The sequence below is a fragment of the Parabacteroides sp. AF21-43 genome (assembly GCF_003635435.1).
In the GTDB taxonomy this organism is placed as follows: Bacteria; Bacteroidota; Bacteroidia; order Bacteroidales; family Tannerellaceae; genus Parabacteroides; species Parabacteroides distasonis.
The window spans coordinates 67,129-89,752 of sequence record NZ_QTMG01000016.1 but is presented as its reverse complement, the minus strand read 5'-3'; the positions used below and the strand labels follow the sequence as shown (position 1 = coordinate 89,752).

Annotated in this window: 19 protein-coding genes; 12 read left to right on the top strand and 7 right to left on the bottom strand. The window is 44.7% G+C overall.

Going from position 1 to position 22,624, the window contains the following annotated elements:
* Positions 1–39: 39 nt before the first annotated feature.
* From DWX84_RS12510 to DWX84_RS21640, 3 genes are all read right to left on the bottom strand, one after another.
* Positions 40–1,209 (bottom strand): porin, encoded by a 1,170-nt coding sequence (locus tag DWX84_RS12510; protein WP_048928366.1) that lies wholly within the window; start codon positions 1,207–1,209, stop codon positions 40–42.
* 140 nt (positions 1,210–1,349) lie between these two features.
* Positions 1,350–1,790: a DUF5053 domain-containing protein gene (locus tag DWX84_RS12505; protein ID WP_005866138.1), complete on the bottom strand. Its 441-nt coding sequence runs from the start codon at positions 1,788–1,790 to the stop codon at positions 1,350–1,352.
* Between the two features lie 68 nt (positions 1,791–1,858).
* Positions 1,859–2,032, bottom strand: coding sequence for a hypothetical protein (locus DWX84_RS21640; protein ID WP_008778108.1), 174 nt, complete (start codon positions 2,030–2,032; stop codon positions 1,859–1,861).
* Positions 2,033–2,189: 157 nt separating this feature from the next.
* On the opposite strand from DWX84_RS21640, the gene DWX84_RS12500 reads away from it, so the two are divergent.
* The 9 genes from DWX84_RS12500 to DWX84_RS12465 all read left to right on the top strand — a co-directional run bounded on the left by DWX84_RS12500 (position 2,190) and on the right by DWX84_RS12465 (position 16,781).
* Positions 2,190–2,966, top strand: coding sequence for a Cof-type HAD-IIB family hydrolase (locus tag DWX84_RS12500; RefSeq protein WP_008778109.1), 777 nt, complete (start codon positions 2,190–2,192; stop codon positions 2,964–2,966).
* A 34-nt stretch (positions 2,967–3,000) separates the two neighbouring features.
* Positions 3,001–3,543: a carbonic anhydrase gene (locus DWX84_RS12495; RefSeq protein WP_005866142.1), complete on the top strand. Its 543-nt coding sequence runs from the start codon at positions 3,001–3,003 to the stop codon at positions 3,541–3,543.
* A gap of 186 nt (positions 3,544–3,729) precedes the next feature.
* Positions 3,730–3,891: a hypothetical protein gene (locus tag DWX84_RS21635; protein WP_005858277.1), complete on the top strand. Its 162-nt coding sequence runs from the start codon at positions 3,730–3,732 to the stop codon at positions 3,889–3,891.
* A 234-nt stretch (positions 3,892–4,125) separates the two neighbouring features.
* Positions 4,126–5,130 carry a M28 family metallopeptidase gene (locus DWX84_RS12490; protein ID WP_048928367.1) on the top strand — a complete coding sequence of 335 codons (1,005 nt, stop codon included), beginning with the start codon at positions 4,126–4,128 and terminating at the stop codon, positions 5,128–5,130.
* A gap of 514 nt (positions 5,131–5,644) precedes the next feature.
* Entirely contained in the window at positions 5,645–8,815 is a 3,171-nt protein-coding gene (locus tag DWX84_RS12485; protein ID WP_005866145.1) for a SusC/RagA family TonB-linked outer membrane protein, read from the top strand.
* Between the two features lie 20 nt (positions 8,816–8,835).
* The gene (locus tag DWX84_RS12480) at positions 8,836–10,767 is read left to right on the top strand and encodes a SusD/RagB family nutrient-binding outer membrane lipoprotein (protein ID WP_008774163.1); all 1,932 of its coding nucleotides are present in this window, start codon (positions 8,836–8,838) and stop codon (positions 10,765–10,767) included.
* 404 nt (positions 10,768–11,171) lie between these two features.
* Positions 11,172–14,339, top strand: a complete 3,168-nt coding sequence (locus DWX84_RS12475) for a SusC/RagA family TonB-linked outer membrane protein (RefSeq protein ID WP_005866149.1) — start codon at positions 11,172–11,174, stop codon at positions 14,337–14,339.
* A gap of 41 nt (positions 14,340–14,380) precedes the next feature.
* Positions 14,381–16,300 carry a SusD/RagB family nutrient-binding outer membrane lipoprotein gene (locus tag DWX84_RS12470; RefSeq protein ID WP_044545814.1) on the top strand — a complete coding sequence of 640 codons (1,920 nt, stop codon included), beginning with the start codon at positions 14,381–14,383 and terminating at the stop codon, positions 16,298–16,300.
* Between the two features lie 55 nt (positions 16,301–16,355).
* Complete coding sequence (locus DWX84_RS12465; RefSeq protein ID WP_229040482.1) at positions 16,356–16,781, top strand: hypothetical protein; 426 nt, start codon at positions 16,356–16,358, stop codon at positions 16,779–16,781.
* A 10-nt stretch (positions 16,782–16,791) separates the two neighbouring features.
* Here DWX84_RS12465 and DWX84_RS12460 read toward each other — a convergent pair whose 3' ends face one another.
* Together DWX84_RS12460 and fabD are read right to left on the bottom strand one after the other, a co-directional pair.
* A complete protein-coding gene (locus tag DWX84_RS12460; protein WP_048928368.1) occupies positions 16,792–17,598 on the bottom strand; it encodes an alpha/beta hydrolase in 807 nt (268 codons plus the stop codon).
* Between the two features lie 168 nt (positions 17,599–17,766).
* A complete protein-coding gene (fabD, locus tag DWX84_RS12455) occupies positions 17,767–18,648 on the bottom strand; it encodes an ACP S-malonyltransferase (protein WP_044545813.1) in 882 nt (293 codons plus the stop codon).
* 139 nt (positions 18,649–18,787) lie between these two features.
* Here fabD and DWX84_RS12450 point away from each other — a divergent pair, with 139 nt between their 5' ends.
* Together DWX84_RS12450 and tatC are read left to right on the top strand one after the other, a co-directional pair.
* Positions 18,788–18,982 (top strand): twin-arginine translocase TatA/TatE family subunit, encoded by a 195-nt coding sequence (locus DWX84_RS12450; protein WP_005858259.1) that lies wholly within the window; start codon positions 18,788–18,790, stop codon positions 18,980–18,982.
* Between the two features lie 6 nt (positions 18,983–18,988).
* Positions 18,989–19,816 carry a twin-arginine translocase subunit TatC gene (tatC, locus tag DWX84_RS12445; RefSeq protein WP_005866162.1) on the top strand — a complete coding sequence of 276 codons (828 nt, stop codon included), beginning with the start codon at positions 18,989–18,991 and terminating at the stop codon, positions 19,814–19,816.
* A gap of 78 nt (positions 19,817–19,894) precedes the next feature.
* Here the strand turns inward: tatC and DWX84_RS12440 are convergent, their stop codons facing one another.
* The gene (locus tag DWX84_RS12440) at positions 19,895–20,746 is read right to left on the bottom strand and encodes an aldo/keto reductase (RefSeq protein ID WP_048928369.1); all 852 of its coding nucleotides are present in this window, start codon (positions 20,744–20,746) and stop codon (positions 19,895–19,897) included.
* A gap of 163 nt (positions 20,747–20,909) precedes the next feature.
* On the opposite strand from DWX84_RS12440, the gene DWX84_RS12435 reads away from it, so the two are divergent.
* Complete coding sequence (locus tag DWX84_RS12435; protein WP_005866166.1) at positions 20,910–21,725, top strand: AraC family transcriptional regulator; 816 nt, start codon at positions 20,910–20,912, stop codon at positions 21,723–21,725.
* On the opposite strand, the gene DWX84_RS12430 is transcribed toward DWX84_RS12435, so the two are convergent.
* Positions 21,722–22,597, bottom strand: coding sequence for an arginase family protein (locus DWX84_RS12430; RefSeq protein WP_121961064.1), 876 nt, complete (start codon positions 22,595–22,597; stop codon positions 21,722–21,724). The two genes, DWX84_RS12435 and DWX84_RS12430, sit on opposite strands and share 4 nt — an antisense overlap.
* Between the last annotated feature and the right edge of the window lie 27 nt (positions 22,598–22,624).

Genomic DNA, 22,624 nt, shown 5'->3' with positions numbered 1-22,624 from the left:
CCGCTTTTTTTATGGGGTGGATGGGGTATGCGCGGTTTGTCAGAAGACCGGGATCGAATAGACCAGCCCCAGCGATATACGGTGTGTATCCGGCTCTATGGCTCCCATTCGCGTGGCGGCTTTCTCTAGGATAACGCCCCGGTAGGTGTATAGGACGAATACGAAAAGGTCGAGTTGCTTGAAGGGGAAGAATTCCACGCTACTCTGCGCGTTCCACGAACGGCGGTACATCCCTTTCCGGAAATCACCGTTGCTCTTATACACCCGGGCGGTCTCGTACGCCCCTTTCACGTAAACGTTCCATTGGGGGTGGACACGGTAATCCACGTCGCCGATAATCGATAGGTATTCGGTGTTCATGGCGGTATGAGGCGTGCCGGGCAGACGGCTGACGACCCCATGTTGGTCGATCCCTTGGCGGGTGTACATAACGTCGAGGTATGTTAGCAACGGGCCTTTCTCATAGGTATTGCCACAGGTGAAATAGTAGGAGTAGCGCTTGCGGGTCTGCTGTCCGACGGCGGTGGCATAACGCAGTTGCAAGGTCTTGTCCAGGTAATAGCTATTCCAGTTGACCGTGTACATAAAGGGTATCTTGGCCTTGGCGGTACCCTCGGGAAGTCCGGTAGGGTAGATGTCCTCGTCGTTACCGTTGCGGTTATTCACGATCTGGAAACAAAGCTCGTGGTCCGGGCTGACTTGCCAGTTGCCCGAGATTCCGGCTTGGTAGGCGGTCAGTAAATTATTGAACTCGCTAAACTCTCGTACCCGGATGGAATTGACGTAATACTCGTATCCCCCGAAATTAACGAACTGCTTGCCGATCGTGAAATTGAGATTATGCCGTGCCTTTAGGTTCACGTAAGCCAGCTCGAGCGAGGAGGAGAGGTTGTCGAGCGAATAGGGATCGGAGTATTTGTTGAACGACTGCCGGTAATGATACCCCAGCCACTTGCCTACATCCCCCTTGATCTCCAGCCGGACACGGTTCAGCTTGAAGTTCATACCGTCTAGCTCGTTCCCGACAAACTCAGCGTTGGCCGAGGTGAAAAGCTGGAAGTTCATCTCGGCGCTATTGATCTTGATCTCTCCGTTCGATAATCGTTCCACGAGTGTAGGTTCCCCGTTATTCTCCCGAAGGGTCTCTTGGGCCGTCAGGCTGGCGTTCGTGGCTAGACAAAGCAAGAAAAGTAGAAAATGTTTCCTCATACGATAGATTTAGTTGGTAACAGACTACAAAAGTACAAATTGTTTTTGGATATCGATTTGAGTGCGGTTGGATTAATGAGAAAACCCGGCGAACCATGATGTCGGCCGGGTCTCTGCTCTCTGTAAATTTGTCAAGATCTTCAGAGTGTTTGCTCGATAACTTGAGCCGTACGTTCTATTTTTTTGCCAATATCGCGGAGCGCTTGTAATAACGTCTGCTTTTCTTCATACGTGAATTGTACCTCTTTGCCATGGATCATTAAGCCGTTTATACGTTGGCTCAACCATGCCCTGCTTTTGTTGAAATAAGTACGTGCGATATAAGACCAAGAGATCGATTCATATATACCGTCAAGTTTGTTTCTGAGAACGTTGTCGATTAACTTATCGGCTCTGGCGCAGGCATCATTTGCCCCTGCGATAAACGCTTCGTTGACCAACTGTTTTTCTTCGTCACTTTTAGAGTCGATAAACGCTGTTACTTCAGAGCGGAAAGCCTTGCGCTCTTCATCTGTATCCAGAAGCATGAATTTACTTTTTAATGTTTCCAGTTCTTGATTGAGTTGATCGTAATTTGCCATATGTTGTTCTGTTAAAAAGTTCCAGTGAAAAGATCTTTTAGAAAGTACTCCTTTAGGAGTACTTTCTGTTAACCTTTCAACTTGAGTAACAACAATAACCTGTCTAAATGCAGGTCTATTTGCTTTTCAAGTTCCCCTTCTGAGGTTTTTTGCGCTAAAATATCCCAGTAGAGAGAATAGAACAGAAGATTTTTCTTTTCATGTTCTATCAGAGCCTTTAGCTCTTTTTGGTTATCATCCATCTAAAAGATCTTGACCTTACAAAGGTAGGTAAACAAATGTTTATCAACAAGAGGTTGTCGATTTATTTTATGCTCCCGATAGTATGATCATAAATACTTTATGCCTAGGTTCCGCTTTTTTTACCTACTTTTGTACGAAAAGAAGAGTAGTATAAGTATGATTAAGGCAGTATTTTTTGACATTGACGGTACGTTGGTAAGTTTCAAGACGCATAAGCTACCGGACTCCACGGTCCGGGCCTTGGACCTGTTGCGAGAAAAGGGAATCAAGGTTTTCATCGCTACCGGCCGCCAGTTGCAATCTATCAATAACCTCGGGACGCAAGAGTTTGATGGCTATGTTACCTTGAACGGAGGATATTGCTTGGCTGGAAAAGATAAGGTTATCTATAAACATAATATCCCGTCGGAGGATATAGAGGCGTTGATCCGCTATCAAGAGAATGAGGAGGCGTTCCCGTGCGCCTTGGTGGAGGAAGATGGGATTTACCAGAACTACGTGGATGATTCTGTGCGACAGCTTTACGACATGCTAGACTTCCCTCATCCTCCCTTGCGTCCTTTGCGTGGCAACGGGGGTAAGGAAGTATACCAGCTGATAGCCTTTTTCTCTCCCGGCCATGAAGAACGTATCATGTCCGTCTTGCCGCATTGCGAGGCTACTCGTTGGAACCCGCTATTTGCGGATGTCGTGCCGCGGGGGAGCAGTAAGGCGGTAGGGATCGATAAGATCATCGAGTATTACGGGATCTCGCTCCACGAGACGATGGCTTTTGGCGATGGAGGCAACGATATGGCCATGCTTCGCCACGCCGGGATCGGGGTAGCCATGGGTAACGCCGGCGACGAGGTGAAAGAGGCGGCGGATTACGTGACCGACTCCGTAGATGACGATGGTGTCATGAACGCTTTAAGACATTTCGATGTTATATAAATAAACAGTTTAATAACGCTAAATCACAAACGCTATGATTGATGAATTGGTAAGCTATAATCGTGAGTTCGTAAAGAACAAGGGGTATGAGAAGTATATCACGAATAAATATCCCGATAAGAAGATCGCCATCGTGTCTTGCATGGATACCCGGCTGACCGAGTTGCTACCCGCCTCCTTGGGCATCAAGAATGGAGACGTGAAAATTATAAAGAACGCGGGGGCGATCATATCCCACCCCTTCGGAAGCGTTATCCGGAGCTTGATGGTGGCGATTTACGAGCTTGGGGTTGTAGAGGTAATGATAATCGGGCATACCGATTGCGGAGCCAAGCACATGAATAGCTCCGAGATGATCGAAAAGATGAAAGAGCGGGGAATTCCGCAGGAACGAATAGATATGATCCGATATTGCGGTATAAACTTCGAGTCGTGGTTGCGGGGATTCGAGACCTCCGAGGCTTCCGTGCACGAGACCGTGGAGCAAATTCGGAATCATCCGCTGGTTCCGTCGGATATAACGGTAAGAGGGTTTGTAATAGACTCTGTTACAGGTGAATTAACGCCGGTGGAGTAATCCCCGGCGTATTTAGACTTATTTGCACAAGTTATAAATAATCGAAAAAATGAAATATTTTATTATGTTCTACAACATTGTTTCGGATAAAATGGTTATCTTTGTAACGAATTAAGAAAGAAAGATCGTTTTAGGATTATTTATTAACTGGCTTTCCAAGCGTGGGAAGCGTAAAACAAAAAGATTATGATGATGAGAGAAAATGAGAAAAGCCTTCGTGCTTTAGCGATGTTGCGTTATCAAGCAGATCGTTACCAGTCAGCTGGCAATGGTGCCATGAGTCAGCGATTAAACGCTGAGATCCGTCGCCTTATGAGCGAAATGAGTGTAGATGCGGATAAGAACTAAAAGACCGCGTCTTTTTTAAGTAAAGAATTAAAGTAAGAAATAAATTAGATGTCATCTCTTACCTCCGTTCAAAACGGAATGGTGAGAGATAGGAAATGAGGATTACCTTTGGCGATACGGCCGGGTGAGCCTTTTTTTTGTGCCCTTTCCTTTCCTTCTCCTTCGCATATCAGGGAAATTACTTATATTTGTGGATGAAAAAGCTAAAACAATAATCATTTGAACACAAAAACGATGAAAAAAGCAGGATTACTCTTAATGTCGCTGGCATTAAGTACGGCTCTTTGGGCGGAAAGTCCGGAGAAGAAAGGTTTGGAGGTGATAAATAGATCGACCGCCGAGGCGCATATCGGTTTCTTGGCCGATGATGATCTGGAGGGCCGTGAGGCTGGTTTCCGTGGAGGCCGTATAGCGGGCGATTATATCGTGGCGAACCTGAAATCATTGGGTATCGACCCTGTAGGAGACTCTTATTACCATCCGTTTGAGGCTTACCATATGGAACGCCAGAAGAGAGGGGCCCGCTGGCAGGTGCAGCCGGATTCCATAGCGGCTATCAAGCAAACCGGTGTTTTCCAGAAACTTTCCTTGAATAATATCTTGGGTAAGATAGAGGGCAAGAATCCGAACGAGATCGTGATCGTGGGAGCGCATTACGATCATCTGGGTATCGATCCGATGTTGGACGGCGACCAGATCTACAATGGCGCCGACGATAACGCCTCCGGCGTATCTGCCGTCCTCCAGATAGCGAGAGCATTCTTGGCTACCGGCCAGCAGCCGGAGCGCACGATCATTTTCGCCTTTTGGGATGGGGAGGAGAAAGGTCTTCTCGGTTCGAAAGCCTTCGTGCAGTCTTTTCCGGAGATCAAGAACGTGAAAGGTTACTTGAACTTCGACATGATAGGCCGTAATAATAACGAGGCGAAGCCTACCCACGTGGTTTATTTCTACACCGAGTCCCACCCTGTGTTTGGCGACTGGCTGAAGAACGATATCAAGAAATACGGCTTGAACCTCGCTCCGGATTATCGCCCATGGGATAACCCGGTAGGCGGTAGCGACAACGGTTCTTTCGCCAAGGTAGGCATCCCCATCATCTGGTATCACACCGACGGGCATCCGGATTACCACCAACCGAGCGATCATGCCGACCGGATTAACTGGGACAAGGTGGTAGACATCACGAAGGCCTCCTTCCTTAATATGTGGTATATGGCGAACGAGAAGGAATTTTAGGGATTATAAGAAATATCTGATAAAAGTAAGCTAGCTTCATCGGCAAAGTAAGTTAACTTCGTGGGCAAAGTAACTTAACTTACTTTGTCCACGAAGTTAACTTACTTTTTTTGTTTCGCTTTCTTTGAATTACGGAACCTCTACATCTTGGCGCAGATACTTTAGTTCTATATGAACTTAGGTTGAATTTTAACTTAAAACCGTTTATATTTCTAATTTTATATTGTAGAACATAAAAATGAGGGGTGATTTTTTTAATTAAAATAACACTACGTAATGAATATTTCATATCTTTGCCTCCGATATGAAATGTGCTATGAATTTTGACGCTAACTAAATATAACAACTTCTACTTGGAATAAGTTCATATAGGACTCAAAATATTAGCCCATTTTTATTGAAACTTAATTGCGCCGGAACTCAAGAGTGAGTATCTGTCTGTAGATGAATTTAAGAAAAGGACAAATGTTTCGCCAAGACATTGTCTAATTATTTATCAATAAAACCATCAATTATGTTGAAAAACTTTAAACCTGTCAGCTTAATTCTATGTGCGGGTGCGTTATGCTTCTCGGGAAGTATGTATGCCAACATCGCACCTGTTGAGCAAGGTACCTCTATCTCCCAGCAAAACGGGAAAGTAACAGGTACAGTGGAAGATGATTTCGGCCCAGTGACCGGAGCGTCAGTTGTCGTGAAAGGAACGTCTAATGGAACGATTACCGATATGGACGGTAATTTCACTTTGGATGGCGTCAAGAATGGTGATGTAATCCAAATCTCATTCATTGGTTACTCCACCATGGAGCTTACGTATACCGGTAAGCCGGTAGGCGTTATCAAATTAGCGGAAGACACCCAGAAATTGGATGAGGTCGTGGTTACGGCCTTGGGTATCAAGCGTGAGAAGAAAGCGTTGGGATATGCTACGCAAGAATTGAAAGGAGACGAACTTGTAAATGCACGGGAAAGTAATATTGCGAATGCGTTATCTGGTAAAGTATCGGGTTTGCAGGTAGTTCGTTCTAGTAGTGGCCCTGGCGGTTCTTCAAAAATTGTATTGCGTGGTAATAATTCATTAACTGGATCTAATCAGCCGTTGATTGTTGTCGATGGTATTCCAATGGATAACTTTACTGGAGGAGTTGATGATGCTTGGGGTAATAGCGGCGTGGATATGGGTAATGGTTTGTCAGATATCAACCCGGAAGATATCGAATCCATGAACGTGTTGAAAGGAGCTTCAGCCGCCGCGTTATATGGTTCTCGTGCAGGTAATGGCGTAATTTTGATTACGACGAAATCGGGTAAAAAGCAAAGTGGATTAGGTATTACTGTAAATGCCGGAGTTACAGTGGAAAGCATGTTTTTGAAACCAGAATTACAGAATACGTATGGTCAGGGTACAAATGGCATATATAATGTGAAAGACCGTTCAAGCTGGGGGCCTGTTGCCGATGGTTCCGTAACAATTGATCGCTGGGATGGGCAGAAAGTCCAGATGTATACTTATGATAATATAGATGCTTATTTCCAGAAAGGAACTTCATTCAATGAAGGTGTATCTTTTCAGCAGAGCTATGATGGGACGGCGGTATTCGCCTCAATTAATCGCTCTGATGATAAGGGCATCGTTCCGGGTGCATCATTAAATAAAACGTCTCTTACTTTGCGTGGAACAAGCGAGTTCGGTCCGGATAAAAGATGGAAATTAGATGCAAAAGCCAACTATTTAAATAATAACGCAAAGAATCGTCCAATCCAAGGTATTAACCAATCGAATGCCTTTAGTACGATCTATAATTTACCACGATCGCTGGATATTAGGGATCTGGAGAACTGTTTGGACGAAAATGGAAATATGATTTGGTGGGATACCGAGAGTACTCCCCAAGAAAATCCGTATTGGATTAAAGATTATAGAACAAATCAAGACTCTCGTAATCGTTTGTTAGGTACAATTTCTCTTTCTTATAAGATAACGGACTGGTGGAACCTCGAGCTAAAAGGCGGTACGGACTATTATACGACTACGACTACAAATAAGGTATATTCTGGTGGTAATGTGAATCCGAAAGGGCGTTACTCTGAGAAGTCGGAGACTTTTTATGAGAACAACTATAGTTTCTTGACTACCTTTAAGAAAGATAACCTTTTTAGCAAGTTTGGTGGTTTTGTGACCGTGGGTGGAAACTTGATGATGCAACGCCGTAAGAAATTAGAGGCTGGTACGGGTGATTTATTGATCCCGAATCTATTTGCGATGTCTAATGCCGCTGACAAGAATAATATGACGCATACATCTGAAGATGTACAGCGCAAGATGAATTCTATTTACGGTTCTTTGCAAATGAACTGGGATGGCTGGCTGTTTATGGATATTACGGCTCGTAATGACTGGTCTTCCACTATGAGTAAAGAAAACCAATCTTATTTTTATCCTTCGGTTAGCTTATCTGGTGTTATTTCAGATATGGTGGAAAAGGTTGGCGGTACAATGCCGGAATGGATGAGTTTCGCTAAGGTTCGTGCTTCTTATGCGGAAGTAGGTAATGACCTTGATCCATATCAATTGTATACTGTATTCAAGGTTGATAAAGATCCAAATGGTAACCCAACTGCAGCTCTAGGAACTACTTTATATGATTCTTCTGTACGTTCAGAGTTGATTAAATCTTGGGAAGCCGGTATTGATTTGAAGTTTTTCAATAATCGATTAGGTATTGATGCGGCTTGGTACAAATCTAATGCTACCCGCCAATTGCTAGATTTGGCAATGGATCCATTTTCTGGTTATTCCAAACGTAAGATCAATGCAGGTAATATTCAAAATTCAGGTGTGGAATTAATGCTTTATGGTACTATTTTGCAGAATCCTAGAGGCTTAAATTGGGAAACAACATTGAATGCTTCCTTCAATAAAAATAAAATCATAGATTTGTATGAAGGAGTAAATGAATATGGCATCAAGACTTTTGATGATTTAAAGATTGTAGCCCGTACGGGTAGTTATTATGGCGATATTTATGGTAAAAAATTCCAACGTGTTGAAAGTGGGGAACATGCTGGTAAAATTATTGTAGATGCTCAAGGTTTACCATTAGTTACTTCAGATGATTATTATCTGGGGAATCAACAGCCTGATTGTATGTTGGGATGGACTAACTCGTTCTCTTATAAAAATATTTCTTTGAGCTTTTTGATTGATGCTCGTATTGGTGGAAATATTTACTCAGCGACCACTGCTAATTTGTACAAGGCAGGTAATGCCGCAGGTACCGTTATAAATGGAACCCGTGAGGAATTTGTAGTTCCGAATTCAGTGACTTCTGATGGAAATGGTGGTTATACGGCAAATTCTAATGCTGTTACTCCTGAATTGTACTGGGGACGTGCTGCCGGAGGTAATATCGGTGTGGGTGAGGCATTTTTATATGATGCTACTAATATTCGTCTACGTAATATTACCGTTGGTTATGATTTTGAGAAAAAATGGTTAGAGAAAACCCCATTACAGAAAGTACGTGTATCATTCGTGGCGAATAACGTTTGGATGATTGTAAATCATTTGGAAGGTATTGATCCGGAATCTATTTCGGCTACAAATTCCAATGCTACTGGTTTTGAGAATGGGGCAGCTCCGACTTCTCGCTCTTTCACATTTAATGTAACAGTTGGTTTCTAATAAGAAAGATGATTTTAAGTATGAAAACATTAAAAAGAACAATAATAGGGTTAGCTTCATTAGCCGTTTTATTTACTGCATGTAACGACTTTGAGGAAATAAATAAAGACCCGAATGCCGTAGATGAAAGTGCGATCAAAGTATCTTATCTACTGAATAAATCAATCATGGGGGCACAGCAGAACCCGCATATCGCAGAGCGTGTGTTCGTGTATCAATGGAAAAGTGCGGCTCGTTTTGAACGTCGTAGTGGTTTAGCTACAGGTGCGAATTATAATGATTATAATACGGACTACTTTGGCGTTGATTATGGAGTGGGATGGCTGAACAATGTTAATATGGCCGTGAAAATTGGTACGGAACGTGCCGCCAATCCGGAGTATCCTTATGAGAACAATTTGCTACAGATGTCTCGTATTTGGCGGGCTTATGTCATCTCTGAATTGGCTGATAACTTTGGTCCTGTGCCTCCGGCAAACGCTTTTGATGGTATCGTAGAATATAAGAGTATAGAAGATATTTATGATTTTATTATTTCTGAATTGAAAGATGCCGCTGGCAAGATAGATGTAAATGCGGATATGAGCGCTATTACATCAGAGAAAACGGATGCTTTCTATGATGGTGATGCCTCTAAATGGATAAAGTATGCGAACTCATTACGCTTGCGCTACGCTATGCGTTTATCTGCTGTAGATCAAGCTAAAGCAAAGGCTGCTTTTGAGGATGCCGCTTCGACGAATAATTTTATTACTACGCAAGATGAAATTGCTCAGGTGCAAGAAAAAGGCGGTTGGACTGATCTTGATGGTGTGATGTCTCGTCCTTGGAATGCCCAACCCATTTCGGTCACCATTAATAATATGATGATTGGCCTAGGAGGAATCGATTTCCAAGTTCCTGCGGCGATAAAAGAGGATGTGGTATTGAAAGATGCTCGTAATTATCTAGGCCTTCGATTAGAAAAACACTTACCGGTTTCTACGAATGATCCGGCTGCAGGCTATTTCTTTGATGCTCTTCCTTCAAAGATTGATCCTCGTGCTACTAAGTTGTTTCATATTCCGGGATATGATGATGGTACTGTTTATTTCTCTAATATCGGTTTGGCTGATAAGGCTCGTTTAGCGGATCCTGCTACTGGAAATGTTGAGGATAACAATAAGACATATTTGGAGTTGAACGTGAAATATACTTGGAATACTTGGGTTGCTGGAAAATGGGATAAATACTCAGCGCTAACCAGCGAATTGACAGGAGCAAGTAAGACTTATCCTTCTTTATCCAAGATATATCGTGAAAGTACGAATAAGCGTGTATGGTTTGGGCCGTGGGAGACGGAGTTCTTATTGGCTGAAGCTGCGTTGTATGGTTGGAACGTGTCTGGTAGTGCGAAATCTCATTATGAGGCTGGTATAGCAGCTAGCTTTGAATATCACGGTGTATCTGAGTTCTTAAATGATTATTTGAGTTCTACGGAATATAACCGTGTAGGTACTTCTGTCGCTTTTGATCATACGGCGGAAGCAAAGTCTTATACGGCTGAATATGTAGATGGTTATACTGGTGAGAAAAAGACTACTACTTATACTTATCCGAAAAATTCTATTTATAAGAATGGTACGGTCAATAATGATAAGCTGACAAAGATAATCTCGCAAAAATACTTGGCACAGGTTCCTTGGTTACCTTTAGAGGCATGGTCTGATCATCGTCGTTTAGGTTTGCCTTTCTTTGAGAATCAAGCTGTTGAGATAGATTATAACGTTTCTAGTAACGAGTTGCCTCTTACTCGTGCTAACTGTAAGGAATGTAAGTGGGAATTCTATCAAGAACGTCTGCGCTATCCAGCGAATATGGAAATCAATAGTAAGGATAGTTATATGAAAGCTGTTGAGCTATTGGGTGGAGCTGATTTAATTTCTACTCCGCTATGGTGGGCTAAACATTGATTTATATGAAAGAGGGTGTGTCAAAAGCCCCTGTTTTTGTGTATTTGTGCCGACCGCTATTATAAGCATCTAACAATGCCCATCGTAAGCCCCTGCCGACTGCGGTCGAAAGGTGCTTATGATGGGCATTCTAATAAACGTAGTATATCTTACTTGACCAACGCAGTATATATTATTGGGGCAACGCAGTATATATATTGTCCATTCCTAAAATCACTTGTCACTAAACTCACGACCTTCCTGGTTTACTGAGATACCGGAGTGATACTCATCTCTCTCCGGTTACTCTTGTATATGTTAAACTCAAAACATATCTGCCCTTTTTATGTTTATACAGGATAAATGACATTCGTTGACGCAAAAACTAAAACATTGTCTATCAAAATAAACAAAAAACAGTAGTTATGTTGAAAAGATTCAGACCAGTCAGCTTAATCCTGTTGGTAGGGGCGCTTGGGTTCTCGGGAAACTTATACGCCACGCCTATGCCCGGGATTCCGAAGGTTGACATTTCCCAGCAAAACGCAAAGGTGTCGGGAATAGTTGAGGATGCCTTAGGACCCGTTACCGGGGCGTCCGTAATCGTGAAAGGAACTACCAATGGTACTATGACCGACTTGGACGGGCATTTTACTTTGGATAACGTGAAGAAAGGGGATATCATACAGATATCGTTTATCGGTTATACCTCGCAAGACATCCCATATACCGGCCAGTCCGAGATTACGGTTAAACTCGTGGAAGATACCCAGAAACTCGATGAGGTGGTGGTGACTGCCTTGGGTATGAAACGAGATAAGAAAGCCTTGGGCTATGCCATGCAGGAGTTGAAAGGGGACGACCTCTTGGCCTCCCGTGAGCCGAATTTGGCGAACTCCCTTTCCGGTAAGGTTTCCGGTTTGCAGATCGTCCGTTCAAGCAATGGCGTAGGAGGGTCCTCTAAGATCGTACTTCGTGGTAATAACTCATTGACGGGTAGCAACCAGCCCTTGATCGTCGTAGACGGTACCCCGATGGATAACTTCACCGGTGGCGTGGATGATGTATGGGGTAACTCCGGTGCGGATATGGGTAACGGTCTTTCGGATATCAACCCGGAAGATATCGAGTCCATGACGGTATTGAAGGGTGCTTCCGCCGCCGCCCTTTATGGCTCACGTGCCGGTAACGGCGTGATCTTGATCACTACCAAGTCCGGACGTAAGAACGAGGGACTCGGTATTACGATCAACGCCGGTATCACCGCCGAGACGATTTTCCTGAAACCTGATTTACAGAACGACTTCGGACAAGGCTCCGTGGGCGTTTACGATAACCAATCCCGCCTTAGCTGGGGACCGAAAGCCACGGGACAAATGGTAACCGATTGGAGAGGCAACCAAATCCCTCTGCATACATATGATAATATCGACGCTTTTTTCCGTACCGGAACCTCCTTTAACGAGGGTGTCAGCTTCCAGCAGAACATAAAGGGTACGGCGGTATTCGCCTCCGTAAACCGTTCCGACGATGCTAGCATCACCCCACGCTCAAAACTAAACAAGACGAATATTACCTTGCGTGCCACTACTTTCCTAGATGAGGCGGAAAAGTGGAAAGTAGATGCCAAGGTGAATTATATCAATCAAAACGCACATAACCGCCCGATTCAGGGCGTGAATCCCTCGAACGCTTTCAATACGATCTATAACCTGCCTCGTTCCTTGAATATCCGTGAGTTTGAGGATGACGTGGATGAGCAAGGCAATATGATTTGGTATGACGCCTCCAAGAATCCGCAGGAGAACCCTTATTGGGTGACCCGTTATCGCCAGAACGAGGATACCCGTAACCGTTTGTTAGGAAATATCTCCTTGAAATATGCCCCGACCGATTGGTTCGATATTGAGTTGAGAGGTGGTACGGATTATTATACCACGACGAAGAGCGAGAAAGTATATGCCGGTGGTAATACCAGTCCGAGAGGTCTGTATACCGAGGGATCGGAGACCTTCTATGAGAATAACTTCAGTTTCTTGGCTACGGCCCGGAAGGATAACTTGATCGATCGGCTGGGAGGCTTCGTTACTTTCGGTGGTAACTTGATGCTCCAGCAGCGTAATAAGATGAACGCTTCTGCCGGAGAGTTGTTGGTGCCGAACTTGTTCTCGCTGAATAATGGCGTGAATAAGCCAACAGTCACTTCCGAGTTGATCCGCCGTCGTATGAATTCCTTGTACGGGTCGTTGCAGTTGAACTGGGATGGTTATCTGTTCTTGGATGTTACGGCACGTAACGATTGGTCGTCTACGATGTCGAAAGCCAACCGCTCTTATTTCTATCCGTCTGTCAGCTTCTCCGCGGTGATCTCCGATATGTTGCCGAAGATTGGCGGAAGCATGCCGGATTGGTTCTCTTTCGCTAAGGTACGTGCCTCCTTCGCTGAGGTAGGTAACGACTTGGACCCGTATCAATTATATAACTTCTACTCTGTAGGCAAGGACCCCAACGGGAATACGACGGCGAAACCGGGTAAGGTACTTTACGACTCGGACGTACGTAGTGAGTTGATTAAATCATGGGAGGCCGGTTTCGATATCCGTTTCTTTAATAACCGGTTAGGCTTGGATGCCGCTTGGTATAAGTCCAACGCTACCCGCCAGTTACTGGATTTACCGATGGACCCGTTCTCCGGCTATGCTTCCCGTAAGATTAATGCGGGTAACATTCAGAACGAGGGTTTGGAGATCTCCTTGAACGGTACGATTCTAGACAATCCCGCCGGATTGAGCTGGAGCTCTACGGCGCAGTTCTCCTTGAACCGGAATAAGATCAAAGAATTATACGAGGGCGTGAATCTATATGATATAAAGACGTTCGACGCTATCCAGATCGTAGCTCCGGTAGGTGGTTATTATGGTGAGATCTACGGGCAGACCTTTATGCGTGTGACCGATGAGAATAGTCCTCACTATGGAAAGATCGTCGTAGGTGATGACGGTTTACCTTTGATCTCTACCGAGAAGTCGAAAGTAGGAAACCAGAGTCCGGATTGGATGATGGGTTGGACCAATAATTTCTCTTATAAAGGTTTTAACCTGAGCTTCTTGATAGACTTCCGTATCGGTGGTAGCATCTATTCGGCGACAGCCTCCAACCTGTATACCCGGGGTAACGCCGCCGGAACAGTGGTGAATGGTGATCGTGCCGAATTCGTGGTACCGAATACCGTGGTTCAACAGGGCAGTGGTTATGCGGAGAATACGGTCGCCGTCACTCCCCAGAACTATTGGGAGCGTATTGGGTCTACCGGAAATTATGGTTTACCAGAGGTTTATACCTATAGCGCCACCAATGTCCGTTTGCGTAATATCACCTTTGGCTACGAGTTCAATCGACAGATGTTGAAGAAAACGCCTTTCCAGCGTGTACGTCTATCCGCTACTTGTAACAATGTTTGGATGATCCATTATAACTTGCCGGGTATCGACCCCGAGTCCGTTGCCGCCACGAATACCAACGCTACCGGATTCGAGAATGGAGCCGCGCCGACCAGCCGTTCCTATACGTTTAATGTAACCGTGGGATTCTAATGGAATACATGATAATTTGAATTACGATAAAAATGATGAAGATGAAAACAAGAAATATACTTTTTACCGGACTGGTATCGGTGGCTGCTCTTCTTTCTTCCTGTAATGACTTTCAGGAGATCAATGAGGACCCGAATCTTGTGGGAGAGGATAAGGTGAAACCCCAATGGTTCCTGAATGCCTCTATCATGGGAGACCAGATGAACCCAGAGATAGCCGAGCGTATCTTTATCTTGTACTGGGACCGTGCTTCCCGTTTCAATAGGGGAAGTGGTTTTACGATCGGTACGGATAACAATGATTATAGTACTACCTACTTGAGTAACGATTACGCCGTGGGTTGGCTGAACCAAGTGACCAAAGCGATCCAGTTAGGAGAGCAGATGGTTGCCAATGGCGAGGCGGATACTTATCCTTATTATAAGAACGTGATCCAGATGTCCCGCATCTGGCGTGCTTACTTGAACTCGGAAGTAGCTGACGGTTTCGGGCCGATCCCTGCGTTAGCCGCTTTCTCCGGTGTACCGGCTGAGTACGATAGTGTAGAGGCTATCTATCAATTTATATTGAAAGAATTACGGGAAGCTGAGTCTGCGTTAGACCCCTCCTTGGATATGTCCGCTATGGCTAACGAGGATGCTTTCTATGCGGGAAATGTTGCGAAATGGAAGAAGTACGCCAACTCCTTGCGTATGCGTTTGGCGATGCGTATCTCAGCTGTCGATCCTGCCTTAGCGAAAGCGGAATTTGAGGATGCCGCCTCTAAGACATTTATTTCCGAGCCAACCGATATCGCTTCCGTGCAGGAGAAAGAGGGTTGGGATGAGCTGACGAGCGTGATGTCTCGTCCTTGGAATGGGCAGGCGATGTCCGTGACGTTTAAGAACTTGGTAGTTGGTTTGGGTGGACAGGAATTTCCGTTGCCGGACTCCTTAAAAAGCCATTTGAAGAATCCATACGATTATCAAGGTTTATATTTGAACCAGCACTTCCCGCTGACGACGAATGATCCGTGCGCCGGTTTCTATTTCGACGGTATACCTCAATATGTAGATCCCCGTGCCCCGAAGTTGTTTAGTGTAGTGGGCTGGGATGATGGTGTGGTTTATTCCGATTATATCGGTGCGGCCAGCGAGGTGAAGCCGGTTCACTTGAAGAATCCGGCGGATAATACCCAGAATATGTTGACGATCGATCCGAAATATACGTGGGGCACTTGGGTCGCCGGAGAATGGGACGTGAAAGCCGGTCTGGTAAGTGAGCTGACAGGTAAGAATTATAATTATCCCTCTATATCGAAACAATATCGAATGAGCACCAATAAGCGTGTCTTCTTCGGCCCGTGGGAAAGTTACTTCTTATTGGCGGAGGCTGCGGTGAAAGGCTGGAAAGTTCCGGGAACGGCTAAATCCAATTATGAGTCTGGTGTTACGGCTAGTTTTGAGTATCATGGCTTATTGAGCCAAGTCGGTGATTACCTATCGTCTCAGAAATACAACCGTGTAGGTACTTCCGTCGCTTTCGACCATACGACAGAGGCGAAATCGTATACGATCCGTTATACGGACCCATATACGAAGGAGGTAAAAAGCCGTACGTATGAATATCCCCATAACTCGATCTACCGGAATGGCGCTTATAATAATGACGCTCTGACGAAGATTATCACCCAGAAATATATAGCGCAAGTTCCTTGGTTGCCGGAAGAGGCTTGGAGCGATCATCGTCGTTTAGGTCTTCCTTTCTTCGAGAACCAAGCGGTAGAGAAGGATTACAACCCATTGAATCAAGTTCCTTTGACGGTCGCTACCTCTAAGGAATGCCGTTGGGATTTCTACCCGAAACGTTATCGTTATCCGGCGAATATCCAAACGAATAATCAAGTGGGTTATGCGCAAGCTCTCCAGCTTTTGGGCGGCCCGGACTTGACGACTACTCCACTTTGGTGGAACGCTAAATAGCGAACCTGCTTGGTCTGTTTTATATATACTTTTTCGGTGTCACGCATTTACTTGTGTGGCACCGTTTTTTATGGATATCCCTTCCGGTTCCTCGGCCGCTAAGGATGCGGTAGACGAATTGATCCGTCTTTATTTACCGATGGATGGTAAGGAGGCTCCTCAAATCCCGGAGATACTTGGGATTCGTTCCCCTTATTCGGGTGCGGTGAAATATTTGCGAGGCCCAATCTCTGTCTCAAACGCCAGTACGTCTTTGGCTGAATTGCTGGAAGATTGCCCGTTCACGGGAGTCTGGTTCGTGGGAGAAAGGAAGACCGATTATTTTCAAGCCTTAATTTACGTGAAAGATCAAAAAACCTTGAAACGTTGGGGTGAGAAAATATCGGCCTCTTCTTGCATTCGCAAGGGAGATGACTTTATTTATATAAAAGGAACGGAGGAGGAGACAGCGGACGAGGGTCATGGAGACTTCGGGTTTTAACCCGAGTCTCTTATTCGATCATACTTAACCATTTCTCCAATTCCTCAGTCCATAAATGCTTAAAGATAAAGCTGTCCCTGAACCCAAAACTATGGCCGCCTTTTGGGTAAATATGCAAGGAGGCGGACACCTTGTTCTTTAGCAAAGCGAGATAATAAAGCACGCTATTCTCCGGGCTAATCGCCTCGTCATCCGAAGCCAACGCTATAAAGGCGGGAGGCGTCAGTGAGTTTACGTGCAATTCCAAAGAGAAAGCTTCCTCTTCCTCATGCGTGGGATTCGCTCCTAATAGCCGTTCCCTCGATTTAAGGTGCGTTAAATGAGGTAGCATACTGATAACCGGATAAAGGAGTATTTGGAAATCCGGACGTGCGTCGTCTACCCCGAATATTGCGGCATGCCCGGCGATATAACCGCCAATGGAGGCACCCATGACACCGACCTTCGTAATCTTCCACTCTTCCGAGTAATTACGGAGGATGCGGAGACCTTGGCGAACATCGTCCAGAGGGACTTCCCTATGTCCGTTCGGCATCCGGTATTTCAATACGGCATAAGTAATACCTTGCGCATTAAACCATGCGGCCATATCACGCCCCTCATGTCCGATCGAAATCTTGGAAAGTCCGCCACCCGGACACATCAAGATCGCCTTGCCATTCGGCTTCGTCGCCGGATAAACCAATAGGGAAGGATTCGATATATTGGATATGGCATTCGGGGCATCTTCCAATTCTACGCCGGCCAATCCATTACTAGTGGGCGCTCCATCCGGCCAAAGTAGGATAATCCTATTTTTCTGTTGTACTGTTTCCATTTTCTATATTCTGAATTGTGTTTATAGTATAAAACAACGTTGGCCTTTGATTAGTTTAGCATTCAAGATCTTTTCGAATCATCATCGTATATAAAAAAGTCCGGAAAAGACGAGGGAAATCACCCTCCATCCTTTTCGGACTTTTATCCTATTACATTGAAAGGTAAATTATTGCATACCTTCCGTAGTCATTTCCTTATTAATCTTTTTAACCAATCCCTGAAGAACGGCACCCGGGCCTAACTCGATGAAATGAGTGGCACCGTCGGCGATCATGTTTTGTACGCTTTGGGTCCAACGTACTGGGGCGGTTAACTGTGCGATCAAGTTAGCCTTAATTGTTTCCGGGCAAGTCTCGGCTTTCGTGCTTACGTTCTGGTAAACCGGGCAAGAAGGTTTATTGATCGTCGTAGCCTCGATAGCGGCAGCCAACTCCGTACGAGCCGGTTCCATCAATGGAGAATGGAACGCTCCACCTACTTTCAACTTCAAGGCACGCTTAGCGCCTGCGGCCAATAACTTCTCGCAAGCCTGATCGATACCGGGGATAGAACCGGAGATTACCAATTGGCCCGGGCAATTATAGTTAGCGCAAACCACTACCTCGTCCTTGATGCTTGCGCAAATTTCCTCAACCGTCGCGTCCGGCAAGGCTAATACGGCGGCCATTGTAGAGGGAGTTGCCTCGCAAGCCTTTTGCATAGCCATGGCACGTTTGGAAACTAATACCAAGCCGTCCTCGAAAGACAATGCTCCGGCAGCTACCAAGGCAGAGAATTCTCCTAATGAGTGACCTGCGGTCATATCCGGCTGGAATTGATCACCTAATGTTTTCGCGAGAATGACAGAGTGTAAGAAGATCGCTGGTTGAGTAACCTTGGTTTGTCTCAGATCCTCGTCTGTTCCGGCAAACATTAAATCCGTGATACGGAAACCAAGGATCTCGTTAGCCATCTCAAACATCTCTTTAGCAAGAGGATTATTATCGTAGAGGTCTTTGCCCATACCTACGAACTGTGCCCCCTGACCGGGAAATACGTACGCTTTCATCTTTCTAATTTTTTTCTAATTTCAGTTTTTTAAGACGGTGCAAAGGTAATAAATTTGGAATAATGAGGCTACTATTCATTACAAATTGTATCTTTGCCCCCATAGAAACGAGAATATTAATGACTAATATTATAATATCATGAATGAATTACTATTTTTAGGAAACTTAGGTACTGGCGAGATCGTGATCATCGCCATTGTTGTGTTGTTACTTTTCGGTGGTAAGAAAATTCCTGAGCTGATGAAAGGTATCGGTAAGGGTGTGAAGAATTTCAAGGACGGTGTAAAAGGTTTGGAAGACGATATCAAATTAGACGATACGGAAAAGAAGTAAAGGAAGATGCAACAAGAAGAAATGTCATTCTGGGATCACCTAGAAGAACTTCGTTGGACTTTATTTCGTTCTGTTTTAGCGCTCTTTGTTTTTGCTATAGCCGGGTTCTCGGTAATGCCGTGGCTGTTCGATAATGTCGTGATGGCCCCGTGTAGCTCCGATTTCATCGTCTATCGGGAAATGTGTAAGATTAGTTCTCATTTTTCTTTTCTCCCGGACTTTTGTAATGATACGTTCCATGTGAACATTGTCAATATCAAACTGGCTTCCCAGTTCTTCACGCATATGACAAGTTCTTTCTGGCTGGCGTTATTATTGACTTTCCCCTATTTGATGTGGGAGATCTGGAAGTTCGTAAGTCCGGCTCTCTACGAGAATGAGAAGAAAAATGTACGTTGGGTATTCTTGTTCGGAACTATAATGTTCTTTATCGGATGCTCAGTGGGTTATTTCTTGGTGTTCCCGATGACACTACGTTTCTTGGCGACTTACGAGTTGAGTGCCGCCATTACGGAACAGGTATCCCTTGATTCTTACATGGATAACTTCTTGATGTTGATATTCGTGATGGGAATTGTATTTGAGATGCCATTGGTATCTTGGCTATTATCTCAGATAGGGTTGCTAAACCGCTCGTTCTTTCATAAATACAGACGGCATGCTGTTGTCGGCTTGTTAGTTGGTGCGGCGTTCATCACTCCAAGTAGTGATCCGTTTACGTTAAGTATCGTATTCTTACCGCTCTACGGTTTGTATGAGTTGAGTGCGTTCTTCGTGAAGAAAGCCCCAAAGGAAGAAGACGAGGAGAATGAGGAAGATAATAATGAGGAATAAACCCCGAAAGTTATAATAATGTAATATAAAAGAGGCGTGATCCATAACGGATTACGCCTCTTTTTGTGTAGGCCTTGTTTATCTGTTTTTCTCTAGGCTCAATATGAACCGTACCAATTCCGGATCATAATGTGAGAAAAACAGGCTTTGGGCTTTGTCTAACTTCGCGATTTCATTCATGTCCTGTTCCGAAAGTTCAAAACTGAATACGTCGAAGTTCTCTGCCATCCGTTCTTTATGCGTGGATTTGGGGATAACGACTATGTTGCGTTGGATGAGGAAGCGCAAGGCGACTTGCGCCACGGATTTATTATATTTCTGTCCGATTCCCGTCAATATCCCGTTCGTGAAAAAGTTATTGCGCCCTTCTGCGAAAGAGGCCCATGACATGATTTGTGTACCATATTCCCGCATGATTTCCTCTGCTTTCACTTGCTGATTGAAGACGTGTGTTTCCACTTGATTCACTGCGGGTTTTATTTTTACATGTTCCGCTAGGTCGATAAAACGGTCCGGGTAAAAGTTACTTACGCCGATGGCCCGGGCTTTTCCTGCACGGTAAGCCTCTTCCATGGCACGATATGTTCCATAATAGTCGCCAAAAGGCTGGTGAATGAGCAGAAGATCAACATATTCGGTCTGTAATTTGCGCAGAGACTCATCGATGGAGGCTTTCGCCTTCTCCTCTCCGGCGTTGGTCACCCATATTTTTGTGGTGATGAACAATTCATCGCGAGGTACGCCACATTTACTTATGGCTTTGCCTACACCTTCCTCGTTATAGTACGCTTGTGCCGTGTCGATGGAGCGATAGCCTACGCTGATAGCATCCAATACGCAACGTTCACATTCCTCGGGGGCTATTTGATATACACCATAACCCAAGATCGGCATTTCTACGCCGTTGTTCAATTTTACTGTTTTGTTCATCGTAATGTTATTTTAAATTGTGGTCGCAAAGTTATGTCTGATAAGCGGATATGACGATAAATAAAAGTCGGTGCTATTTTCATTTTTTTCGGTTGTTGAGTCTCGATTTTATTTTTATATCGTGTTTTTCTGTATCTTTACTCTGTAAACAAGAGAGCTGATTATGAATACGGATATCCTATTTGCTGACAACCTCGATGATATGATTTCCGGGAGTTTTGACCGGTATTGTACACATGCGCTTTGTCGTGAGGGTGAAGCTTCATTCCTGATGACGGGCGAATGGTTTCGGATGAGGAAAGGGGATTGCGTTATATTTACTCATAATGAACTTATATCTAAGATAGAGATAAGCGACGATTTTCAGGTAACGGTACTTTATATCTCGAACAGTTTTTCATTCAAGAATATCCCTCGAAATGATTATGACGTGATAGGAAAGTTGACACTACTCCGTAACCCGATCATGTCGCTTACAGAGCGAGAACAGCGGATATTTATGGAAGATATTGAACTTATCCGCAGGCGGTTGACGGACCATACGCATCGTTTTCATGACGAACTAATCGGTTGTTTGGCTAAAACTTTCGTGCTCGACCTTTACGATTTCCATGCACGAATTTATGAATCTCCCTCTGTATCGGAACAAAATGCCGTGTTGATGGAGCGATTTATAAATCTGCTAAAAGCGGGGGATTATCGAAACCACAGGGAAGTATCCTATTACGCTTCACGGCTCTGCATTACGCCTAAATACCTTACGGAAGTTTGTAAGAAAGCAAGCGGATTTACAGCAAATTACTGGATAGACCGTTTCACCATCTCCCGGATTACCCACTTGCTTTCAGACAAGAACCTGACATTGAAAGAAATCTCAGACAATATGAATTTCTCTTCTTTGTCTTTTTTCAGCCGTTACGTGCAACGATTGCTGAAAGTCTCACCATCAGAATACCGGAACGGCAATCTGATTGCTTAAGCTTTTAACAGTGGTAATTGACTCAACATATTCCTAAGCTTAATCGCTATCCGTGGCATAGGTTCGGCGACGGTAAGTCCTACTAGATCGTATTCGGACGCAATGTCATTGATGGCACGTACTACCTCGTTTATTTTCATCCCGTTCGGTTCTATGCCGACCCCGGCTATCATATCCGCTGGATCAATGACATCTATATCGAGATGGATGACAACCTTGGAAGCACCTGTCCCTTTCAACCATTCGAGGATAAGCGAGCTATCAGCCGCCACTTCTTCCGGAGATAAACCTTTTATACCTAATTCTTTCTGCCGTTCCTTCATACCCTCGTCCCACGAGCGTAAACCTACGATTAAACTATTCGAGATCTTGAACTTTCCCGGTAATAATTGAAGAATCTCCTCATCACCCATCCCTAGACAGGCCGTAAGGGCCATCGCATGATATCCCTTATACTCGTCATACGGCAAGTTTATATCCGGATGCGCGTCTATCCAGACAATTGCGATATCATCCGGGTATTTAGCGGCCAGATAGGTGAAGGGCACGACACTCACCGAACATTCGCCCCCTAAAGTGACGATCTTTTCCGGAGTGTTTTCATGTAATAATTCAAGGGCCGCTTTTGTTTGTTTCAGAATAATCTTACGGGCGCTGACCCCTAGATCCGTTTCCCTATCGTTTATATCTAGTGAGATGGGTACTTCCACGGTTTTCTGGGGACTTGGGGGAGCGAGGATATTGAGTAATTGAGCACCAAGGTAATACCCTCTGGAAGCGTCGTCCGCAGGAAGGTCGGGTATCCAATGATTCACGATCCCACCTTGCCATTGGGGATAGATCAAACGAAGTGTTGATGTTTTATCTTCCATGTTATCGTAGTTTTTGTACAAAGTTAA

Bases quoted from the DNA above. Each gene is read 5' to 3' on its own strand.
- DWX84_RS12510 (WP_048928366.1), bottom strand. From the start codon at position 1,209: ATGAGGAAACATTTTCTACTTTTCTTGCTTTGTCTAGCCACGAACGCC.
- DWX84_RS12505 (WP_005866138.1), bottom strand. From the start codon at position 1,790: ATGGCAAATTACGATCAACTCAATCAAGAACTGGAAACATTAAAAAGT.
- DWX84_RS21640 (WP_008778108.1), bottom strand. From the start codon at position 2,032: ATGGATGATAACCAAAAAGAGCTAAAGGCTCTGATAGAACATGAAAAG.
- DWX84_RS12500 (WP_008778109.1), top strand. From the start codon at position 2,190: ATGATTAAGGCAGTATTTTTTGACATTGACGGTACGTTGGTAAGTTTC.
- DWX84_RS12495 (WP_005866142.1), top strand. From the start codon at position 3,001: ATGATTGATGAATTGGTAAGCTATAATCGTGAGTTCGTAAAGAACAAG.
- DWX84_RS21635 (WP_005858277.1), top strand. From the start codon at position 3,730: ATGATGATGAGAGAAAATGAGAAAAGCCTTCGTGCTTTAGCGATGTTG.
- DWX84_RS12490 (WP_048928367.1), top strand. From the start codon at position 4,126: ATGAAAAAAGCAGGATTACTCTTAATGTCGCTGGCATTAAGTACGGCT.
- DWX84_RS12485 (WP_005866145.1), top strand. From the start codon at position 5,645: ATGTTGAAAAACTTTAAACCTGTCAGCTTAATTCTATGTGCGGGTGCG.
- DWX84_RS12480 (WP_008774163.1), top strand. From the start codon at position 8,836: ATGAAAACATTAAAAAGAACAATAATAGGGTTAGCTTCATTAGCCGTT.
- DWX84_RS12475 (WP_005866149.1), top strand. From the start codon at position 11,172: ATGTTGAAAAGATTCAGACCAGTCAGCTTAATCCTGTTGGTAGGGGCG.
- DWX84_RS12470 (WP_044545814.1), top strand. From the start codon at position 14,381: ATGAAAACAAGAAATATACTTTTTACCGGACTGGTATCGGTGGCTGCT.
- DWX84_RS12460 (WP_048928368.1), bottom strand. From the start codon at position 17,598: ATGGAAACAGTACAACAGAAAAATAGGATTATCCTACTTTGGCCGGAT.
- fabD (WP_044545813.1), bottom strand. From the start codon at position 18,648: ATGAAAGCGTACGTATTTCCCGGTCAGGGGGCACAGTTCGTAGGTATG.
- DWX84_RS12450 (WP_005858259.1), top strand. From the start codon at position 18,788: ATGAATGAATTACTATTTTTAGGAAACTTAGGTACTGGCGAGATCGTG.
- tatC (WP_005866162.1), top strand. From the start codon at position 18,989: ATGCAACAAGAAGAAATGTCATTCTGGGATCACCTAGAAGAACTTCGT.
- DWX84_RS12440 (WP_048928369.1), bottom strand. From the start codon at position 20,746: ATGAACAAAACAGTAAAATTGAACAACGGCGTAGAAATGCCGATCTTG.
- DWX84_RS12435 (WP_005866166.1), top strand. From the start codon at position 20,910: ATGAATACGGATATCCTATTTGCTGACAACCTCGATGATATGATTTCC.
- DWX84_RS12430 (WP_121961064.1), bottom strand. From the start codon at position 22,597: ATGGAAGATAAAACATCAACACTTCGTTTGATCTATCCCCAATGGCAA.